Source organism: Parashewanella hymeniacidonis, assembly GCF_016900895.1.
Taxonomy (GTDB): domain Bacteria; phylum Pseudomonadota; class Gammaproteobacteria; order Enterobacterales; family Shewanellaceae; genus Parashewanella; species Parashewanella hymeniacidonis.
This window is the reverse complement of record NZ_JAFEUN010000003.1, coordinates 67,448-85,142: the sequence shown is the minus strand read 5'-3', so window position 1 is coordinate 85,142 and position 17,695 is coordinate 67,448. Positions and strand designations below refer to the sequence as shown.

The window sequence follows — 17,695 nt, the reverse complement described above, 5'->3', positions numbered from 1 at the left end:
ACTCCCTCTTTATCTTGGTTTTTTTGAGTTTGTACACAATGCTGGCCTACGAGGTAAAGGGCTGCTTGAGCCACTCATTCAACTATTGGTTACCTAGCAGTCTTGAACCCGATATGAGCCTTCCATTTTTAGTTGTTGGTGCTACAGCAAGGGATATTGTGTTGGTACATGGCTTTGATGCCTCTATAGAACGAGGTACAAGGGATATAGATTTTGGCATTCAAGTAAAAGATTGGAGTCAGTTTGAACAATTAAAATCATCTTTGATTGAAAATGGATTTACGAGTGCTAAAAAACAAGTGCATCAGCTTAATATCATTGATTCAGACGGTTTACCATGGGAGATTGATATTATTCCATTCGGCGCCGTCAGTGATGAGCGGCAGTCAATCGCTTGGCCTCCAGAAAATGTTATCGAGATGAGTGTAGTTGGTTTTGAAGAGGCTATGACTAATGCCTTGCAAGTTACGATTTCTGAATCATTAAATCTACAGCTTAATGTGGCATCTCCTGCTGGAATGCTATTGCTTAAACTGAATTCGTGGTTGGAGCGTGAAGATAGCATTCGTAAGAAGGATGCCTCAGATGTATTCTACCTGACAAAACATTACTCCAAGATCCCTGAAATTCTTGATGCACTATATGATGAAGGTTATATGGAAGCTCAAAATTATCATGAGCACCTTGCAGGAACAATGAAGTTAGCTGATGATGCTAAGAATATCGCAGCAATAAAAACTATAAAGACGCTCAATACAAAGCTGTTCTCCAATGAAGAACAAATGGACAAATTCATTCTGGATATCAGCCGAACAATGCAGGTCGATTATGAAAGTGCAGCTGAAATCGTTGAGATTATCAAGTTAAGAATGGATGGCTAAAATGCGACCTGTTCAATAATTCAAAATATTTACTTTTGAGGCAGATAGTCATCAGGAGCTTTTGCTAGATATAATTTTTTCAACTCTTCAATTGACAGATCATTAGCGTCATCATTCAGCGTCAAACCTTCATAAGACAAGCTTATTTTAAAATTCTGTAACTTAGGTTTGAATTTTGTCTGTTTGTTTACATTTTGTTTTGATTTAGTCAAGTTTGACCTCCAAGGCTAAATTATCCAAAAAATGTGGGTAGCTGTGAGGGAAGCCGATACCCAATATATATAGAAATATGCGAGAATATCACAAAATATCTGATGAAAATTGATTTAACAAATCAAAGAAAACTACTTACATGTCAAAAACTTCAATTAAACCAATCAATAGGGTATTTAGTTGTGCGCCTATGCTGGACTGGACGGACAGGCACTATCGTTACTTTGCACGCTTGATGTCAAAGCAAGCTTTGCTTTATACCGAAATGGTGACGACTGGAGCTATCCTGCATGGTAAAGGTGATTATCTCGCTTACAATGAAGAAGAACACCCGCTAGCTTTGCAGCTAGGTGGCTCCAATTCCATTGATTTAGCAAAGTGCGCTCAAATTGCAGCAGAGCGTGGATATGATGAAATAAACCTTAATGTGGGTTGCCCATCGGATAGAGTTCAGAATGGTCGTTTTGGCGCCTGCTTAATGGCTGAACCTGAGCTTGTTGCAGAATGCGTTGATGCGATGAAACAAGTCGTTGATATTCCTGTGACAGTTAAAACACGGATTGGTATTGATGATCAAGACAGTTATGAATTTCTTACCCAATTTATCGATGTGGTCAAAGATAAAGGGTGTGACGAATTCATTATTCATGCGCGAAAAGCTTGGTTATCTGGTTTAAGCCCAAAAGAGAATCGTGAGATCCCACCATTGGATTATCCGAAGGTGTATCAGCTAAAAAAAGATTATTCCGATTTACATATCAGTATTAACGGCGGTATCAAGACCATCGAGGAGATGCAAAGTCATTTACAGCACTTAGATGGCGTAATGGTTGGGCGAGAAGCTTACAGTAATCCCTTTATTGTTAGTGAGGTTGATGCGCAGCTATGCGGAATGGAGCCTCGTAATTTAACTCGCCATCAGGTTGCAGAGATGATGCTGCCTTATATTGAGCAACACCTGAAACAAGGTGGACGCTTAAATCATGTTACTCGTCATATTATTGGTTTGTTCCAGGGGATTCCAGGCTCTCGAGGCTGGCGTCGTCATTTGAGCGAAAATGCTCATAAAAAAGAGGCGGGTATCGAAGTTATTACTCAAGCTTTATCGTTTATCGACTCTTAATTGTATCAATGGTGAAAATAGCTAAATGTAGTGGTTATTTTCACCAATCTTGTTTTTACTCCTAAACTAAATCACTGTCACCCTCTACGTTTAATTGAATTTAATTCATATATATCAATCTCTTAATGTTCTCTTTGAAACTTGGCACGCCCCTTGTTATATCTAAATTGTCATTTGGATATTTTTTAACAAGGAAAACATTATGTTTAAGCAAATTTCGAAAAACACACTTGGTTTTGTTGGTTCAACAATTTTGATCTCTGGCATGAGTATGAGCGCTCAAGCAAGTGATGTTAATACTGATATTGTTACTTCACTGGAAAGAACAATGGCAGTTCAAACGGCTAAGCTAATTGAAGTTGCTAAAAAAGAAGTGATGTTAAGTTTTGAAGCACAACTTGCTGAAATGATGCATGAATTATCAATAAAAGCAGACGTTACTGAAAACCAAGATAAAGCTGAAGTTGCTAACAACAATGACAAGCAAGAAGATCAAAATAACTCGGATATCGAATAATGGAATTCTTAGCAAACAGTATTGCAGGAGTTCTAATGTTACCGGTGATTAGTTTTGGGTTGTGCGCTTTAGTTTTACTGGTATTAACAAAAGTTTCGAATTGGGAGTAAACCATGCATCGATGGGAATATGAAGTCAAAAAATCATCAAAACTGATTTGTGGTGTTGCATCATCAATGGCCAAGCAGTTTGATTGGTCAACATTAGGTACACGGATTGTGTGGGGTTTGTGTTTAGTATTTGCGCCTTTGACTACGGCAATCGTTTATTTAGTGCTGGCGCAGTTCGTTTATAAGAATGGATAAGGAATTGACGATGAGATTCATGCAATCAAACCTTATCAGTGCGCTTGGAAGTTTTGGAGGACTGGTCGCTTTTGTCGCAGCATTTGGTTGGTTACTGGTACCCGTTGAGCATTTTCAAGTCATTGATGTTGAAGCTCTAGAGCACTTTAACTCAGTGTTAGAGTCTGTGGCTTTATTCGGTATGTCGCCTTGGGTTATGTTTGGACTTTCAAGCCTAGCATTGGCTGTGATCTATTATGTGATTTTTAACTTAAACATTTTACAAGTGGTCTTGGCTGTTTTCTCGACAGCAATGGCGCTTCTCGCATTAAACACGTTAAGCTTTTTTGGCTGCGCCATCACTCTTATTTTGCTTTGCTGTTTACTTACATTCTTTCTCAAAGCCCGCTAATTTATTTTTTAAAAAAATGACTAAACCGTTGCTGAGTTTCTTCGCTTTTTAAACATTCACTGAAAACCTCTAATTCTTGATGCATTTGATGTTGTATTTTGTGCTTATTTGGGCGCATCAATCGTAATGTTTCTCTTACTGCTTTAATGGGGTGGCTCGCAATTTGAATAGCTTTCTTTTCAGAATATTCATGAAGGTTTGGCGTATCGATAATCTTGTTGATTAACCCATAGCCTAATGCTTCTTTTGCACTGAACTGTTCGGCAAGTAAAAAAAGCTCAGACGCTTTTTGATGACCAACTAATTCAGGCAATAACATTGTTGAGCCAGCTTCAGGGATCAGTCCCAAGTTTAAAAATGGAAACTGAAACTTAGCGTTAGGTTCAGCATAAGCTAAATCACAATGCAGTAATATGGTTGCACCTATGCCAACAGCAGTTCCGGATACTGAAGCGATTAATGGCTTTTTAATTTCGAGTAAGCAATAAAGAAATCGAACTGCGGGATGGTTATTGTGTAAATCACCCCCTTTGAGAAAATCAGCAATATCATTTCCGGAAGTAAAGTGCTCGCCGGAACCTTTGATCAGAAATGCTCGAATGTCATTGTCGCTCTCACCTTGAATAAGGTATTCTGTTAGCTGTTTATACATATCAAGATTGATGGCATTGAGCTTATCAGGTTTATTAAAACATAGGGTTCTAACGCCGTTTGCATCATTGACCAAAAGAGCACTCATAATCGGGTTCCTCAAAATAGGGAATACTTAAGTATATGGAGTTTAGGACATTGAAAAAAATAATGAAAATTTCAATCTCATTGTTAATCATCTCTGGTTTTAGTTTACACACCTTTGCCGCTCAAATTTCGTTAGTCTCAGGACATGTAAGAGCGCTTCCTCCAACGGTGCCGAATACGGCTGCGTATTTTACGCTTAAAAACGAAGGTGCAAACGTAAAGCTTATTAAAGCTGAAACTCCGGTTGCTAAAGAAGCACAATTACATACTTTAATCGAAGAGAATGGCGTTGTAAAAATGCGCCAAGTGCCAAGTTATAATTTGAAAGCACACAGTCAGTTAGTATTAACCTCTTCAGGAAATCACATTATGGTGATGGGATTAAAGCAACCGCTTAAAGTTGGACAGATGGTACCTTTAACGTTGTATTTTTCTGATGGGACGAAAAAGATCATTAAGTTACCCGTAGAAAAAGTGAAACAAGAGATGGATCATCATCACCATCATCATTAGGAGTCGTAATGAATTTTACTTGGAGTGCACGTGCGAACAAGTATGTTGGCATTGCAGTAGGTGTTATTTTTGTGGTGTTAACCAGTTTAGGAATGTGGTGGAGTGTGGATCCTGATCCAATTGCACCCGAAGCCAAAGTACAAGCCAATGGTAAACCGATTATTGGGTATTCGACGACCAGTGCGTTAATCAATACTGTGGAAGTATTGCTTAATAAGCCAGGTGGTTGGACATCGAATGATACGCTACCACCGGGCGTGTTTCTTGATAATATGCATTCTTTTGAATTTGGTGCTTTAGAGCAAGTTCGTGACTTAGCCAGAGCCATGAGGAAAGATTTCAGTCGCTCTCAATCTCAGTCGCTTGAGGATAAAGACTTAAGCGAGGCCCAAGCAAAGTTCAATATTGATCATACGAGTTGGCTGATCCCAAGAGCTGAGAATGAGTATCAGGAAGCCGTGAAGTTGCTTGAGTTCTATCGATTAAGGATCAGTGATCCTTCAAACGTTAACGCTCAATTTTATGCCCGTGCGGATAACTTAAATGAATGGCTTAAGGAAGTTCAAAAACGCTTAGGTGGCTTATCTCAACGGTTGTCTGCGAGTGTAGAAACTGAGCGAGTGAATACCGATTTGGCAGGCGATTCGGCAGCGAAGCAATCCACTGAAGTTGCACCGGTTAGACGTTTCAAAACACCATGGTTAGACATTGATAATGTGTTTTATGAAGCGCGCGGTAGTTCATGGGCATTACTGAATTTTATGCGTGCAATTGAAGTGGACTTTGCTGATGTGCTCGAAAAAAAGAATGCAAGAACGAGCGTTCAGCAAATTATTCGTGAATTAGAAGCAACACAGCAGACTGTATACAGTCCTATGATTTTAAACGGCAGTGGCTTTGGCATTTTAGCCAATCATTCCTTAGTGATGGCGAATTATATTTCCAGAGCCAATGCGGCAGTTATTGATTTAAACAACTTACTATCTCAAGGATAACGATGAAAAAAATAATTTTACCTTTAGCACTGTTAGTGTCCGGTGCGGCAAATGCCGATACGATTTTAGGTGGTAAAGTTGGTGTTGACGTATGGCGAGTGGATACTCAAGGTTCCGTTGCTGCAAATAGTACAAGCTCAACTTCCGGTAACTTTGACGCTAAAACACAAGGCAGAATTTGGGTTGCGCTAGAGCATCCGTTACCGTTTATTCCAAATGTTATGCTTAGAGCAAGTCAAGTTGATACTTCTGGAAGTTATACCGTTGGTGCTCAAACTGGACGCCAAGGTTACAACCTAAGCCATGCCGATTTGGTGTTGTATTATGAATTGCTGGATAACGATATTTTGTCTTTGGATGCGGGTGCTGCATATCGCTTGATGAACGGTGAGTTGGATTATAAAACTGGAAACTTGTCAGGTACGAAAGACATCGATAGTGGTATCTTTATGGGACACGCTAATGCAGAGTTAAGTTTACCTGGTTTTGATTTATACGGTTTTGTCGATGTGAATGTTGGCATTAATGAGCGTGATGTTTACGATTATTCAGCGGGGCTAGGCTATAAGTTCGACCTTGCCGCTTTCGATGTCAATCTTCGTGCTGGTTACCGCGATTTTACTTTTGATGTGAATAAGTTTTCAGGCATCAATGCCAATACCAAAGCTGATGGTTACTTTGTCGGTGTTGAATTAGATTTCTAAATCCATTGTAAAGCAGACATAAAAAAACCGCTTAAAGCGGTTTTTTTTATATCTGTAAAGAAGAGGACTTATTTCATTAAGCCATTATTGATACCAATAATGTCATCTTCAGTTAACGTACCAGCAGCTTGTTTTAGTGCTAACACTGACTGGATGTAGCTATAACGCGCATCAGACAACTGACGCTTAGAGTTATATAAATCACGAGTACGGTTTAATACGTCAACAATGGTACGAGTACCAACTTCGAACCCAGCCTGAGTTGCCTTTAATGCACTTTCAGAAGAAAGTACCGACTGCTCATAAGCTTTGATCGAACTGATTGAGGCTTTTACGTTATTAAAATTGTTACGTACGCTTTTCACTACACCACGATAAGTTTGCTCAAGCTTTTGGCTCGCAGAAACGTAATCATACTGTGCTTGCTTAACTTGGGAGCTGACAGCAAACCCTTGGAAGATGGGAACACTTAACCTCACACCAACATTGGTGGTATCACGATCCGCAGGCTGTGAATCGATACCGCTGAGTTTTTGATCAAAGTTTGAGTTGTAACCAGCGTTTAAAGAAAGTGTCGGAAGGTGCCCTGCTTCTTGAGCATCAATCGTTTCTTTAGCAATATCTTTACCCAACTTATCACCCATTAAGGCGATATTTTTATTCTCTGCGATCTTCAACCAATCATTTGAAGATTGAGGCGCAGGAGTCACCGCTGTGAAACGCTTAGTATCTAATGGGTCGATATTTAAGTGATCGATACCAGTGATTTCTCGAAGTGCTTCGTAACTGTTGTCCAGCGTGTTTTGAGCTTGAATTTCAGAGGCTGACGCTAAATCATATTGAGCTTGTGCTTCATGTACATCTGTAATTGCGGTCAGACCAACGGCAAAACGCTGTTTTGTTTGTTCAAGCTGACGATCGATAGCACGCTTTTCTGCTTTAACAAACTCATAATTATCTTTAGCTGTTAATACATCAAAATAAGCTGAAGTCACACGAATCATCAACTCTTGTAGTGCACCAGCGTAAGAAGAATCCGCTTGTGAAGCGACTTTTTCAGATAAGCTTAAGCCAACCCAGACGCTGTGATCATAAAGAGACTGAGTTAATGACACACCTGCGGTATAACCAGAAGGGTTATTGGCATTATTATCATGAGTTTTACTGTAAGACACATTACCACTTATGGTCGGCATTAAGCCGGAGCGACTTTGCTCAATGGCAGCATACAACTTGTCACGTTGTGCTTTTGCTTGCAAAACAACCGGGTCGTTGGTTAGTGCTTGCTGATAAATTTGTAGTAAATCGTCTGCATATGCGGCCGTGGAAGAAACGGCTAACGCTAGTGCGGCACAAACAGATTTCATTTTAAATTTCATGTGCGGTCCTTTTAGACACCGAGTTTTCAATAGAAAACTAATTAACTTCGAAATATGCATATTTTCAAAATAATACGCCAATGAAGCATTGGGATTACAGCAAAGTGAACCTTGAAAATATTGCGGTTTGCGCTTCCCGACGCTTCCCGATACAGCTTTTTACTCACAATACTTGAGTAGGTGGTTCGATATTAAGAATCAAACCTCTAACAGTCAACTCGGAAGTGTAACAGATTTTATTTTGCAACTGTGTGATATGCTGAAAGTAAATTTGAAATCTATCGTTCCATATTTTTGGACCAAACAGGTTATGAAGCGTTTTTCTCAATCCGATGTCGAGCTGTTAAAACAGCAAACCGTTTTCCAAGGCTTTTTTAAAGTCATCAAGTATACATTCAGGCACAAATTATTCGCTGGAGGGTGGAGTGAACCCATTGAAAGAGAAGTTTTTGAACGTGGTGATGCCGTAGTTGTTCTTCCTTATGATCCAGTCACAGATCAAGTAGTGTTGATTGAGCAAATTCGTTTCCCTGCACTGCGATCCAGTGAATCACCATGGTTGTTTGAACTTGTGGCAGGAATGATTGATAAAAACCGAAGCTCTGATGAAGTGGCTAAAGCAGAACTCATGGAAGAAGCAGGGTTGGATGCCAAAAATATTACTCAAATTCAAAGCATTTTGGCCAGTCCTGGTGGCACATCAGAGCGCTTTTATTTTTATTGGGCAGAAGTCGATGCAACTAAAGCTAAAGGGATTCATGGACTCGAGCAAGAACATGAAGATATAAAAGTGCATGTTATGGCGAGAGAACGTGTTTTTGAGATGCTCGAGCAGGGACAAATCGACAATGCTTCGACTGTCATTGGGTTACAATGGCTACAATTAAACCATCACAAAATAAAACCTGTAATTTGATGTCAGTAAAAAAAAATAAGCGATATCAGCCCAATGTCAGTGAATTTCTGGCTTTGTGTGGAAGAAACTATCACAAAATTCAATTGTGGTTGCCGCAAGATGTATTAGCTGGGAGTCAATGGCAGGTAACTGGGCAAGTTGGACACTTAGATATTTCGTTGATAGAAAACACACAATATACACAACTTATTGAAATTCGAAGACCTGTTTTAAGCGATGATTTTATTAATCAACCTAAGATGTTAGTCCGAGTTTATCATGATGCTCAATTAGCAGAAGTGTTAAGCAGTCAACAGATTTATCAACTATATCCAGTGTATGATTATCCTAATCCACAAATGTATCAGCGTAATGAAAAATATCAAATAAATGCATTTTTGGAAGAGCTATTAAAAATAGGCAATCACGATAAAGTGATCGTATAAACTAAACTCTGGAACGAAATCGTGCGACAGGCAAAGATTCACTACCCTACAAAAAGTGAAAATCATGTTTGCATAGTGCAGATAACAGATACTCATTTATTTGGCGAGCCTACAGGTGAGCTATTGGGCGTCAATACCAATGACAGCCTAAACGCAGTCGTAGCGCTAATTGCAAAAAACTCGCATCAAACGGATGCATTACTGGCTACAGGTGATATCAGTCAAGACTATACACCTCAGTCATATCAGAACTTCATTCAATCTATTTCTGGGTTACAGGCACCCTGTCATTTTTCACCTGGAAATCATGATGAATGGCAAATGATGCAGACTCAACTTGCAGCATCTGCTCCTATGGCGTCGGAAAACCAAATTATCTTCGATAACTGGCAAATTCTACTACTGAACTCAACCATACCTAAAAAGCCATCCGGTTACATTGAAGACAGTGAGTTTGCTTTTATTGAACGTGCAATTCATCAGCACCCAGAAAAACATGTATTAATCGCCATGCACCATAATCCAGTAAAAGTTGACTGTAAGTGGCTGGATCAGCATTGGCTGCAAAACGGTGATGAATTTTTACAACGAGTGAGTCAGTATTCTCAGGTAAAAGGATTATTGTGGGGGCATATTCATCAAGAGTTCGATCGTACTTTTGAAGGTCAACACCACCCGATCAGGATGTTAGCTTCACCTTCGACATGTATCCAGTTTACGCCAAGGTCTAATCATTTTGCTTTAGATGGCTTGCAGCCAGGTTATCGTTTGCTGGAACTGAAAGCTGATGGTAGCATTTACTCTACTGTTTATCGTGTTCAAGGCGATCGTTTTTCACCTGAAAATGAAGTTAGCGGATATTAAGTACAGAAATTCACGCTGTGCTTAGCCGCAGCGTGAGGATATATGCTGCTCTACATTCATGGATTTAATAGCTCTCCACTGTCAGACAAAGGCGTGTTAACTCGAACTTATATTGAGAAACATTTTCCAAGCCTTCCTTTTTATCAGCCTCAATTACCTAACTGTCCGGCAAAAGCGATAGAATTACTGTGTAGCATTGTTGAACGTGCATTAGGAAAAGGCGAAAAACTCAGATTTTTGGGTTCATCTTTAGGTGGATATTTTGCTTCGTATTTGGCAGAAAAATACGGTGGTAAGGCTGTGTTAATCAATCCAGCTGTTAAACCATACGAATTAATGGAAGAATTACTGGGCCCACAATTTAATCCTTATACTGAACAAGGCTTTGAAGTTACTCAAGAGCATCAGGTGTGGCTCAAAGATTACGATACTCCTGCGATCTGTAATCCAGATCGTTTTTATGTATTACTGCAAACTGGCGATGAAGTATTAGTTTATCAAGAAGCTGTAAATAAATACCATTGCTGTAAAATGACCATAGAAGCGGGTGGCAACCACAGTTTTGTGGGCTATGATGAAAAGTTACCGCAAATATGTCATTTTTTAGAGTTGACAAATTGACACACAGAAACGCAACATGGCTAGTTTTACGACTAGATTTTCGATTGACCCAAAATAAGAAATGACAATGAATCAATACACATCAGATGCCATTGAGGTTCTAAACGGACTTGAACCGGTTCAAAGAAGACCGGGCATGTATACGGATACCATAAGACCAAACCACTTGGGTCAAGAAGTCATTGATAACAGTGTCGATGAGGCGTTAGCTGGGCATGCTACAAAAATTGATATTATTTTGCATACCGACAACAGCTTAGAAGTGACGGATGATGGCCGTGGTATGCCAGTAGACATCCATCCTGAAGAAGGGATTTCAGGAGTAGAATTAATCCTAACCAAACTTCATGCTGGTGGTAAGTTTTCGAATGATAATTACCAATTTTCTGGCGGTTTGCACGGTGTAGGTATCTCCGTTGTAAATGCTTTATCTAAGCGTGTAGAAATCTCAGTAAGACGAGATGCCAAAGTTTATCAAATTGCTTTTGAAAATGGCGACAAGGTCGAAGAACTACAAGAAGTTGGCACGTGTGGTCGCCGTAATACCGGTACACGAGTGCATTTTTGGCCTGATGCGAGCTATTTTGATTCTGCAAATTTCTCTGTTTCAAAATTGGTTTACCTACTTCGAGCTAAAGCCGTTCTATGTCCTGGGTTAAAAATCAAGTTTGTTAATAAACAGACCAATGAAACGCAAGAGTGGCACTATGAGGCGGGCTTAGAAGACTATCTTAAAGAGTCAGTCAAAGACTCAATCATGCTACCTGAACAACCTTTTGTTGGCAGTTTAAGCTCTAAATTAGAAGCCGCAGACTGGGCCATTACATGGCTGCCAGAAGGCGGTGAATGCATTAACGAAAGTTATGTGAACTTAATTCCTACACCACTGGGAGGCACTCACGTCAACGGGTTTAGGCAAGGACTATTAGAGTCCATGCGTGAGTTTTGTGAGTTCCGTAACCTAACGCCAAGAGGCGTTAAACTTTCACCAGAAGACATCTGGGATCGCAGTTCATATGTACTGTCGATAAAAATGCAAGATCCGCAATTTGCAGGACAAACCAAAGAAAAACTGTCGAGCCGTCAAAGTGCAGCTTTTGTCTCTGGGATTGTGAGAGATGCGTTCTCTCTTTGGTTGAATTCAAATACTGAGTACGCTGAGTCTTTAGCGGAAATGTGCATCAATAATGCACAAAAGCGTTTGAAAGCGGCTAAAAAAGTAGCGCGCAAACGGGTGACTCAAGGCCCCGCATTACCGGGCAAGTTGACGGATTGCAGTTCACAAGAGCCGATGAGAGGCGAGTTATTTCTAGTGGAAGGGGACTCGGCGGGAGGCAGTGCCAAACAGGCGCGTGATCGTGAGTTTCAGGCCATCATGCCATTACGTGGTAAGATCCTAAATACTTGGGAAGTAGATGCTTCACAGGTATTAGCATCGCAAGAAGTACATGATATTTCGGTCGCCATTGGTTGTGACCCCGACAATGATAACATCAGTGAATTACGCTACGGCAAAATTTGTATCCTTGCCGATGCGGACTCCGATGGTCTGCACATCGCCACGCTTTTATGTGCACTTTTCTTAAAGCACTACAAAGTCCTTGTTGAAAAAGGCCATGTTTATATTGCGATGCCACCACTGTTTAGAGTCGATATCGGTAAAGAAGTCTTTTATGCACTCGATGAAGGTGAGAAACAAGGTATTCTTGATCGAATCGCGGCAGAAAATAAGAAAGGTAAAGTACAAGTAACGCGATTTAAAGGATTGGGTGAGATGAACCCGCTGCAGTTACGTGAAACTACCATGGATCCAAATACTCGTCGTTTGGTACAGCTAACCATTGATGATGCTGAAGAAACATTAGCTCTGATGGATATGCTGCTTGCCAAAAAACGCTCTGGCGACCGCAAAACGTGGCTGGAGACTAAAGGGGATTTGGCCGATTTTTAAAATTGCTGATTCCACCATAAGTTTGCATTAGTGCACCATAAGTTTGCATATTCTTACACCATAAGTTTGCATATTAACAAAAGTTAACTTGCCTTAACATTTAGTAAGGTGGATTCTTGCGCTGTTACAACTAGACTGGAGCAGCGCAAGTGAGTGGTAATTCAAGTCGAAGAGACATCAGTAAACTGATGTCTAAAAGTATAAACGTATTCCCTGCTGATAAATCACTAGATCAAATTAGTTATCAAGAAAGCTCTCTTGAGGCCGATCTTTGCTATCATCTGGAGTTTGATAAAAACGTTTTAAGCTATCAGCCTCAACCTCCCAAAATATTTTTCCGATACAAAAATGAGCTGCATGAATATACAGCAGATTTCCTTGTTAATTATAGAGATGGCACAATCCGTTATATTGAGGTTAAGTTCAATAAAGACATTGAACGTATAGATGATTTTGATGAGCGGAATGCGGCAATCGAAATGACTTTGGAGTCAAAAGGCTTTGAATTTCAGGTTCTAACTGAAGATGAAATAAGACGGAAACCTTTATATGAAAACCTTCTTTTGCTCTGGGCTGCGAAAAATATAAACCTTGATAGTGAGTTTATACTACGAGTTATCAAAACCCTCGATCGCTACGGCTCTATCACTATTTCAGATTTATTGACAGCAGATGGCTCAGACTTGGAGTTTGAGCAAGTTTATAGGCTGATTTTTGACGGAAAGCTTCTCGCTCCTATTAATAAAGAGCTTTTATCAAAACAGACCTTAGTCAAGCATAGTGGTGAGAGTTATGAGTGCTACTTATAAAGTTGGTGACTTTCTAGTTATTGATAATGATTGTGCTAAGAACCAATTTGAAATCCTTTCAGTTAGTCCAAAGCTAATTAAGTTAAGAGACAGTCTTTCTGGAGTGCAATCGGAAAGAAAAGTTAGAGAACTTGATGAGCTGGTTGTATCAGGTGTGGCCATTATTCACCCAAAAAATACACGAGAAAGAGAGCTTCTTGACACTAATGTAATTGATTTTGCGAGTTACCCTGAAGAATTAAAGCAAAAGGCTAGAGAGCGGTATGTTTTTGTTTCTGAAATTTTAGGGCAAAACTTAAAGTCATTAAGTGCTAAACGGCTCTCGCCGATCGTTGAAAAAATATATCAAGAAAACTCATTTAAAGAAATATCTAAAAAGCCAAGTGTGAGGGCCGTGCGGTATTGGTTGGATAATTATCAACAGTCCAATTGTAGTATCCGAGCTTTATTGCCTAGAAATCATGCTAAAGGAAACAGAGACGCAAAACTGGAATCAATTTATGAGCCTTACATCGAAAAAGCGATTGAATACTTCAAAGCTCCTGAGCAACCATCTGTAGCTAAAGCGTATGATCACCTCGCCACTCTGATTCATTTTGATAATAGAGTTATCCCTATATCAAAAAAAATGAAAGTTCCGACGTTAACAGCATTTATAAAACGATTAGAAAAGTATGCAAAGAAAGAAATAATTGCCGCAAGACTTGGCAAAGCAGAAGCAAATAAATTATTCAAATTAAATCAACTCTCTCAAGATATTACCTTTATTCTTCAGAGAGTCGAAGTTGATCATACATCAATAGATTTATTTATTGTGGATAGTAAATTATCCATGGTATTGGGACGGCCATATATCACTGTATTACTGGATTATAAGTCTGATTCAATTCTCGGGTTTTATATTGGTTTCGAAAAACCTAGTTATCTCAGTATTGCAAGAGTGCTAAGGCATTCTATTCTGCCTAAAGGGTATATAAAAGAACGTTACCCAGAAGTTCAAAATGCTTGGGAGTGTTACGGTATTCCAAAAGTTTTAGCTGTCGATAGGGGGAAGGATTTTGAGAGTATTGCCTTAATAGATGCTTGTCATGATTTAAATATCCGAATAGAAAGAAATCCTGGTAAACACCCGTGGTATAAAGGCTCAGTCGAATCATTTTTTAAAAGCCTGAATGAGAAATTATTACAGGATATGAAGGGTAAAGTTTTTCCAAACATCGTTGATACAAATCTTTATAATCCAGAAAAGAATGCGATTATTACAATGGATCTATTTTTATACATATTTCATATTTGGATTGTGGATTTGTATCAGCCGGATTTTACTTCTAAGAGAACCATTATTCCAAGAGAGAGCTGGATTGAAGATCTTGATTCAGTGCCAAGACGGATTATGAATGAGAATTCGTTAGATATTGTACTTTCAGAAGTAAGCTCAAGAATGAATAGTTCTAATGGAATAGTTTTAAATCATATTTGGTATGACAGTGATGAATTAGTAAAACTTAGATCTGAAATTGGGTTTACTAATGTTCAACTCAAATTTAATAGAGAGGACTTAGGTTATATTTACGTGTTAGACGAGCGAGATCCTCTAGATAAAAGGTATTTTAAAGTTCCTGCAAAAGACCAAAAATACGCTAATGGTTTAAGTTTGCACCAGCACCAAGTAATAAAGACATTTAATAAAAATAAGCTTAATAACAAGTATGATCCTGAAGCCCTAGCATGTGCGAAAATGAAAATTATTGAACTTATTTCTGACTATTTAAATTCGACTAGTTCAAAGAAGACATTTTCAAATCAAAAAATATCTAGATTTTTCGATATAGGTCAACAAAAGGATCAAAGTGTTCGTTCATCTGTTGTGGATATCCCAACTACATTTTGTAGTGAACCTCAGTCTATTTCTGATTGTAATGAATCCCAACACAACTCTGAAGCTGAAATTCCAACAGAGGAACTTGAAATTTATGATGGAAAAGACAACACATTACCTGACAAGCTAGACTTCTAAGAGGTGAGGAACTTTGGACATGAAGCAATCGAAAGAAGAGGCCATTAGGAGTTTGAGTTTTTTTGTGGCAACAATGCAGTTAAAAAAAATCTTGGATGCAATGAAGATAATTCGAGAGTTTAGCAAGATCAATAACTATGAGGTTATGCCTAAATGCATGTTGCTTACTGGGGAGGCGGGTGTCGGTAAGACATATTTTATTAAGCAATATGTTGATAGTTATCCGAGATATGACATAAGCGATGACTTTGGAGAAAAAACAATTGTTCCAGTCTTATATTGTGAGCTACCTAAAGCTAAGCACCCTAAACCAGTTGTATCCCAGTTACTGTATAAGTTAGGTGATCCTTTAAAAGGACTAAAGGGGGATGTTAGAGAGCTTACTGAAAGGTTAATTCATCTTCTAAAGGAAACGAAAACCGAATTAATTATTGTTGATGAAGTTCAACATGCTATAGAAACTACAAATAGAAACGTTATTCAAGAAATTGGTGAATGGTTTAAAATTTTAATTAATGAAAGTCGAATTCCAATTGTGCTAGTGGGAGTCCCATGGGCCCAGCCTGTAATCGACGTTAATGCACAGTTAAGAAGGCGAGTGAGATATCACTACGAATTGAAAAACTATACTCTTAAGACATTTGACGAATTTCAAATGTTTCTTCAAAAAATTGAAGAACGGTTACCAGTTAAAATTTATACAACTCTATGGGAAGTTGAGATGGCTTTCAGATTGTTTGCAGCTTCAAATGGTAATTTATCAGAATTATTGGAAGGAACCATCATACCTGCCTGTGAAATTGCTATTACGAACTCTCAAGAGGTTGTAACGGAAGAAAACTTTATAGAAGCCATTGATGAAAACTCAAATTTTAAATATAAAAATCCTTTTTTAATAGATTCCATTAAAGATATTAGAGCATATCAGCAAAAAACGAGTTCAAGGTGGAATGCAAGTGCAAAAAACAAACAACAGAGAGTTATCGATGCTGTTTATGCAAAAGTAAAATTTTCAGACTTGAAACTGAACGATATTCTTTCGAAAAAGAAATAGCACCTAATTTGCTAAATTTCAGTTCACGATACCAAGCGTTTTTGTGAGTAGCGTCTCACTACTCCTCTAGTGATCAGGTTACCCTTTCGCTTATGAAGTTCCTCATTCGCACTAATATTTTCGAAGATGAAACCCTTGAGAGTTATCTTTTAAGACTCGCAAATGCTAATGGCTTTACAAAATTTTCTTTATTTCAAAATAGCTTAAAAGAACTGTTTAGTAGAGAAATCAGTAAGCGACGATTATCTGGTGCACTACCACCTTCACTTTCAAGAGTTAACTTATATAAAGCCAAAAACTCTAGCGTATTTCGAGTTCGGGCTTTAAAACTTATCGAACAGCTTGCTAATATAGAAAAACGCTCTTTACTCGACATATCCATACTTAGAACAAACTTACGGTTTGGGGCATCTAGAACTTTATCTCGTAATGGCGTGTTATTTCCCAAACTCATATTAAGAGATGATTCTTGTACTATTCCTGTTTGTCCTGAATGTTTGAAGCAGTCGTCTTGTATTCGGTTTGATTGGCATTTAAAGACAGTTTCATATTGTCATTTGCATCAAGTTGATTTGATTCATCACTGCCCTCAATGCGATGCTGAATTGAACTATATCAAAAATGAATTGATTGATAGTTGTACTTGCGGGTTCAGACTGGCAGACGCTTCGGTTAATAAGAATGAAACAGCTGTGGCAGTTGAAAATGAAAGTGAATCCTTAGCTGATTTTGGCAAGTGTCTTTGGTTTTCTAAACATAAAGGTGTTGCACTTGATGCTCATGATTTCATATTAAAGCTGGGATCTTACTTCAAAGCGTGGCCGCAAAACTATTTATCAGAGCTACAAGGCTTTGAAAGGAAAGCTCAAATAATCCAATCTCAACCTTTCAATAAAATAGCTGTAAATGATATTTGGAAAGAGCAGTTATCAATTGCAAAATGTGCATCACCAGTTCGCTATAAGAACGCTGTAATAAATGTGATAGCAGATTACTTTATTGAGCTTGTAGACCGCTATCCAGCATCAGAAAATCAACACGCTAACATTGCGGATTCGCTACTCACTTTGATAGAAGCATCATTATTAATGAGAACCACAACTGAACAGGTTTATTTACTTGTTGAGCAAGGATATTTAGATATTGCCGTCAATATTAAAACTGAGCAATATCTTGAGTCACACATACCTGTATTTTTCTTACGGCAAGTTGTTGAGCTAATGCAATCTCAAGGTGTTCGAGGGCATGACTTCAACCGATTAACAACGGTGTGGTGAGT

The 17,695-nt window shown here is 38.7% G+C and carries 20 protein-coding genes; 17 read left to right on the top strand and 3 right to left on the bottom strand.

Annotation, left to right across the window (positions count from 1 at the left end):
• Positions 1-113 precede the first annotated feature (113 nt).
• Complete coding sequence (locus JQC92_RS01390; RefSeq protein ID WP_204997961.1) at positions 114-881, top strand: nucleotidyl transferase AbiEii/AbiGii toxin family protein; 768 nt, start codon at positions 114-116, stop codon at positions 879-881.
• A 29-nt stretch (positions 882-910) separates the two neighbouring features.
• Here JQC92_RS01390 and JQC92_RS01385 read toward each other — a convergent pair whose 3' ends face one another.
• The gene (locus JQC92_RS01385; protein WP_204997960.1) at positions 911-1,093 is read right to left on the bottom strand and encodes a hypothetical protein; all 183 of its coding nucleotides are present in this window, start codon (positions 1,091-1,093) and stop codon (positions 911-913) included.
• A gap of 140 nt (positions 1,094-1,233) precedes the next feature.
• Here JQC92_RS01385 and dusA point away from each other — a divergent pair, with 140 nt between their 5' ends.
• From dusA to JQC92_RS01365, 4 genes are all read left to right on the top strand, one after another.
• Entirely contained in the window at positions 1,234-2,217 is a 984-nt protein-coding gene (gene dusA / locus JQC92_RS01380; RefSeq protein ID WP_204997959.1) for a tRNA dihydrouridine(20/20a) synthase DusA, read from the top strand.
• Positions 2,218-2,419: 202 nt separating this feature from the next.
• Entirely contained in the window at positions 2,420-2,734 is a 315-nt protein-coding gene (locus JQC92_RS01375; protein WP_204997958.1) for a hypothetical protein, read from the top strand.
• Positions 2,735-2,847: 113 nt separating this feature from the next.
• The gene (locus JQC92_RS01370) at positions 2,848-3,039 is read left to right on the top strand and encodes a PspC domain-containing protein (protein ID WP_204997957.1); all 192 of its coding nucleotides are present in this window, start codon (positions 2,848-2,850) and stop codon (positions 3,037-3,039) included.
• A 10-nt stretch (positions 3,040-3,049) separates the two neighbouring features.
• On the top strand, positions 3,050-3,430 hold the full coding sequence (locus JQC92_RS01365; protein ID WP_204997956.1) for a hypothetical protein: 381 nt from the start codon (positions 3,050-3,052) through the stop codon (positions 3,428-3,430).
• A gap of 1 nt (position 3,431) precedes the next feature.
• Here the strand turns inward: JQC92_RS01365 and JQC92_RS01360 are convergent, their stop codons facing one another.
• Positions 3,432-4,169: an enoyl-CoA hydratase-related protein gene (locus JQC92_RS01360; protein WP_204997955.1), complete on the bottom strand. Its 738-nt coding sequence runs from the start codon at positions 4,167-4,169 to the stop codon at positions 3,432-3,434.
• A 35-nt stretch (positions 4,170-4,204) separates the two neighbouring features.
• Here JQC92_RS01360 and JQC92_RS01355 point away from each other — a divergent pair, with 35 nt between their 5' ends.
• The 3 genes from JQC92_RS01355 to JQC92_RS01345 are packed head-to-tail and all read left to right on the top strand — an operon-like array spanning position 4,205 to position 6,380.
• Positions 4,205-4,681, top strand: a complete 477-nt coding sequence (locus JQC92_RS01355; protein ID WP_204997954.1) for a copper chaperone PCu(A)C — start codon at positions 4,205-4,207, stop codon at positions 4,679-4,681.
• A gap of 8 nt (positions 4,682-4,689) precedes the next feature.
• Positions 4,690-5,676: a DUF2333 family protein gene (locus JQC92_RS01350; protein ID WP_204997953.1), complete on the top strand. Its 987-nt coding sequence runs from the start codon at positions 4,690-4,692 to the stop codon at positions 5,674-5,676.
• A 2-nt stretch (positions 5,677-5,678) separates the two neighbouring features.
• Positions 5,679-6,380, top strand: a complete 702-nt coding sequence (locus JQC92_RS01345; protein ID WP_204997952.1) for a TIGR04219 family outer membrane beta-barrel protein — start codon at positions 5,679-5,681, stop codon at positions 6,378-6,380.
• A gap of 68 nt (positions 6,381-6,448) precedes the next feature.
• On the opposite strand, the gene tolC is transcribed toward JQC92_RS01345, so the two are convergent.
• The gene (gene tolC / locus JQC92_RS01340) at positions 6,449-7,759 is read right to left on the bottom strand and encodes an outer membrane channel protein TolC (protein ID WP_204997951.1); all 1,311 of its coding nucleotides are present in this window, start codon (positions 7,757-7,759) and stop codon (positions 6,449-6,451) included.
• A gap of 310 nt (positions 7,760-8,069) precedes the next feature.
• Here tolC and nudF point away from each other — a divergent pair, with 310 nt between their 5' ends.
• The 9 genes from nudF (at position 8,070) to JQC92_RS01295 (ending at position 17,693) form a co-directional block, all read left to right on the top strand.
• Positions 8,070-8,675, top strand: coding sequence for an ADP-ribose diphosphatase (gene nudF / locus JQC92_RS01335; RefSeq protein WP_204997950.1), 606 nt, complete (start codon positions 8,070-8,072; stop codon positions 8,673-8,675).
• Positions 8,675-9,100 (top strand): DUF1249 domain-containing protein, encoded by a 426-nt coding sequence (locus JQC92_RS01330; protein ID WP_204997949.1) that lies wholly within the window; start codon positions 8,675-8,677, stop codon positions 9,098-9,100. Before nudF ends, JQC92_RS01330 begins: the two co-directional genes overlap by 1 nt.
• Positions 9,101-9,121: 21 nt before the next feature.
• A complete protein-coding gene (gene cpdA, locus JQC92_RS01325) occupies positions 9,122-9,964 on the top strand; it encodes a 3',5'-cyclic-AMP phosphodiesterase (RefSeq protein WP_338049477.1) in 843 nt (280 codons plus the stop codon).
• A 42-nt stretch (positions 9,965-10,006) separates the two neighbouring features.
• On the top strand, positions 10,007-10,585 hold the full coding sequence (locus tag JQC92_RS01320) for a YqiA/YcfP family alpha/beta fold hydrolase (protein WP_204997948.1): 579 nt from the start codon (positions 10,007-10,009) through the stop codon (positions 10,583-10,585).
• A gap of 67 nt (positions 10,586-10,652) precedes the next feature.
• Positions 10,653-12,536 (top strand): DNA topoisomerase IV subunit B, encoded by a 1,884-nt coding sequence (gene parE / locus JQC92_RS01315; protein WP_204997947.1) that lies wholly within the window; start codon positions 10,653-10,655, stop codon positions 12,534-12,536.
• A gap of 188 nt (positions 12,537-12,724) precedes the next feature.
• A complete protein-coding gene (locus tag JQC92_RS01310) occupies positions 12,725-13,345 on the top strand; it encodes a TnsA endonuclease N-terminal domain-containing protein (protein ID WP_204997946.1) in 621 nt (206 codons plus the stop codon).
• Positions 13,329-15,362 carry a Mu transposase C-terminal domain-containing protein gene (locus tag JQC92_RS01305; RefSeq protein WP_204997945.1) on the top strand — a complete coding sequence of 678 codons (2,034 nt, stop codon included), beginning with the start codon at positions 13,329-13,331 and terminating at the stop codon, positions 15,360-15,362. Before JQC92_RS01310 ends, JQC92_RS01305 begins: the two co-directional genes overlap by 17 nt.
• A 19-nt stretch (positions 15,363-15,381) precedes the next feature.
• On the top strand, positions 15,382-16,416 hold the full coding sequence (locus tag JQC92_RS01300) for a TniB family NTP-binding protein (RefSeq protein WP_204997944.1): 1,035 nt from the start codon (positions 15,382-15,384) through the stop codon (positions 16,414-16,416).
• Between the two features lie 92 nt (positions 16,417-16,508).
• Complete coding sequence (locus JQC92_RS01295; protein ID WP_204997943.1) at positions 16,509-17,693, top strand: TniQ family protein; 1,185 nt, start codon at positions 16,509-16,511, stop codon at positions 17,691-17,693.
• Positions 17,694-17,695: the final 2 nt, after the last annotated feature.

Bases quoted from the DNA above. Each gene is read 5' to 3' on its own strand.
- JQC92_RS01390 (WP_204997961.1), top strand. From the start codon at position 114: ATGAGCCTTCCATTTTTAGTTGTTGGTGCTACAGCAAGGGATATTGTG.
- dusA (WP_204997959.1), top strand. From the start codon at position 1,234: ATGTCAAAAACTTCAATTAAACCAATCAATAGGGTATTTAGTTGTGCG.
- JQC92_RS01375 (WP_204997958.1), top strand. From the start codon at position 2,420: ATGTTTAAGCAAATTTCGAAAAACACACTTGGTTTTGTTGGTTCAACA.
- JQC92_RS01370 (WP_204997957.1), top strand. From the start codon at position 2,848: ATGCATCGATGGGAATATGAAGTCAAAAAATCATCAAAACTGATTTGT.
- JQC92_RS01365 (WP_204997956.1), top strand. From the start codon at position 3,050: ATGAGATTCATGCAATCAAACCTTATCAGTGCGCTTGGAAGTTTTGGA.
- JQC92_RS01360 (WP_204997955.1), bottom strand. From the start codon at position 4,169: ATGAGTGCTCTTTTGGTCAATGATGCAAACGGCGTTAGAACCCTATGT.
- JQC92_RS01355 (WP_204997954.1), top strand. From the start codon at position 4,205: ATGGAGTTTAGGACATTGAAAAAAATAATGAAAATTTCAATCTCATTG.
- JQC92_RS01350 (WP_204997953.1), top strand. From the start codon at position 4,690: ATGAATTTTACTTGGAGTGCACGTGCGAACAAGTATGTTGGCATTGCA.
- JQC92_RS01345 (WP_204997952.1), top strand. From the start codon at position 5,679: ATGAAAAAAATAATTTTACCTTTAGCACTGTTAGTGTCCGGTGCGGCA.
- tolC (WP_204997951.1), bottom strand. From the start codon at position 7,759: ATGAAATTTAAAATGAAATCTGTTTGTGCCGCACTAGCGTTAGCCGTT.
- nudF (WP_204997950.1), top strand. From the start codon at position 8,070: ATGAAGCGTTTTTCTCAATCCGATGTCGAGCTGTTAAAACAGCAAACC.
- JQC92_RS01330 (WP_204997949.1), top strand. From the start codon at position 8,675: ATGTCAGTAAAAAAAAATAAGCGATATCAGCCCAATGTCAGTGAATTT.
- JQC92_RS01320 (WP_204997948.1), top strand. From the start codon at position 10,007: ATGCTGCTCTACATTCATGGATTTAATAGCTCTCCACTGTCAGACAAA.
- parE (WP_204997947.1), top strand. From the start codon at position 10,653: ATGAATCAATACACATCAGATGCCATTGAGGTTCTAAACGGACTTGAA.
- JQC92_RS01310 (WP_204997946.1), top strand. From the start codon at position 12,725: ATGTCTAAAAGTATAAACGTATTCCCTGCTGATAAATCACTAGATCAA.
- JQC92_RS01305 (WP_204997945.1), top strand. From the start codon at position 13,329: ATGAGTGCTACTTATAAAGTTGGTGACTTTCTAGTTATTGATAATGAT.
- JQC92_RS01300 (WP_204997944.1), top strand. From the start codon at position 15,382: ATGAAGCAATCGAAAGAAGAGGCCATTAGGAGTTTGAGTTTTTTTGTG.
- JQC92_RS01295 (WP_204997943.1), top strand. From the start codon at position 16,509: ATGAAGTTCCTCATTCGCACTAATATTTTCGAAGATGAAACCCTTGAG.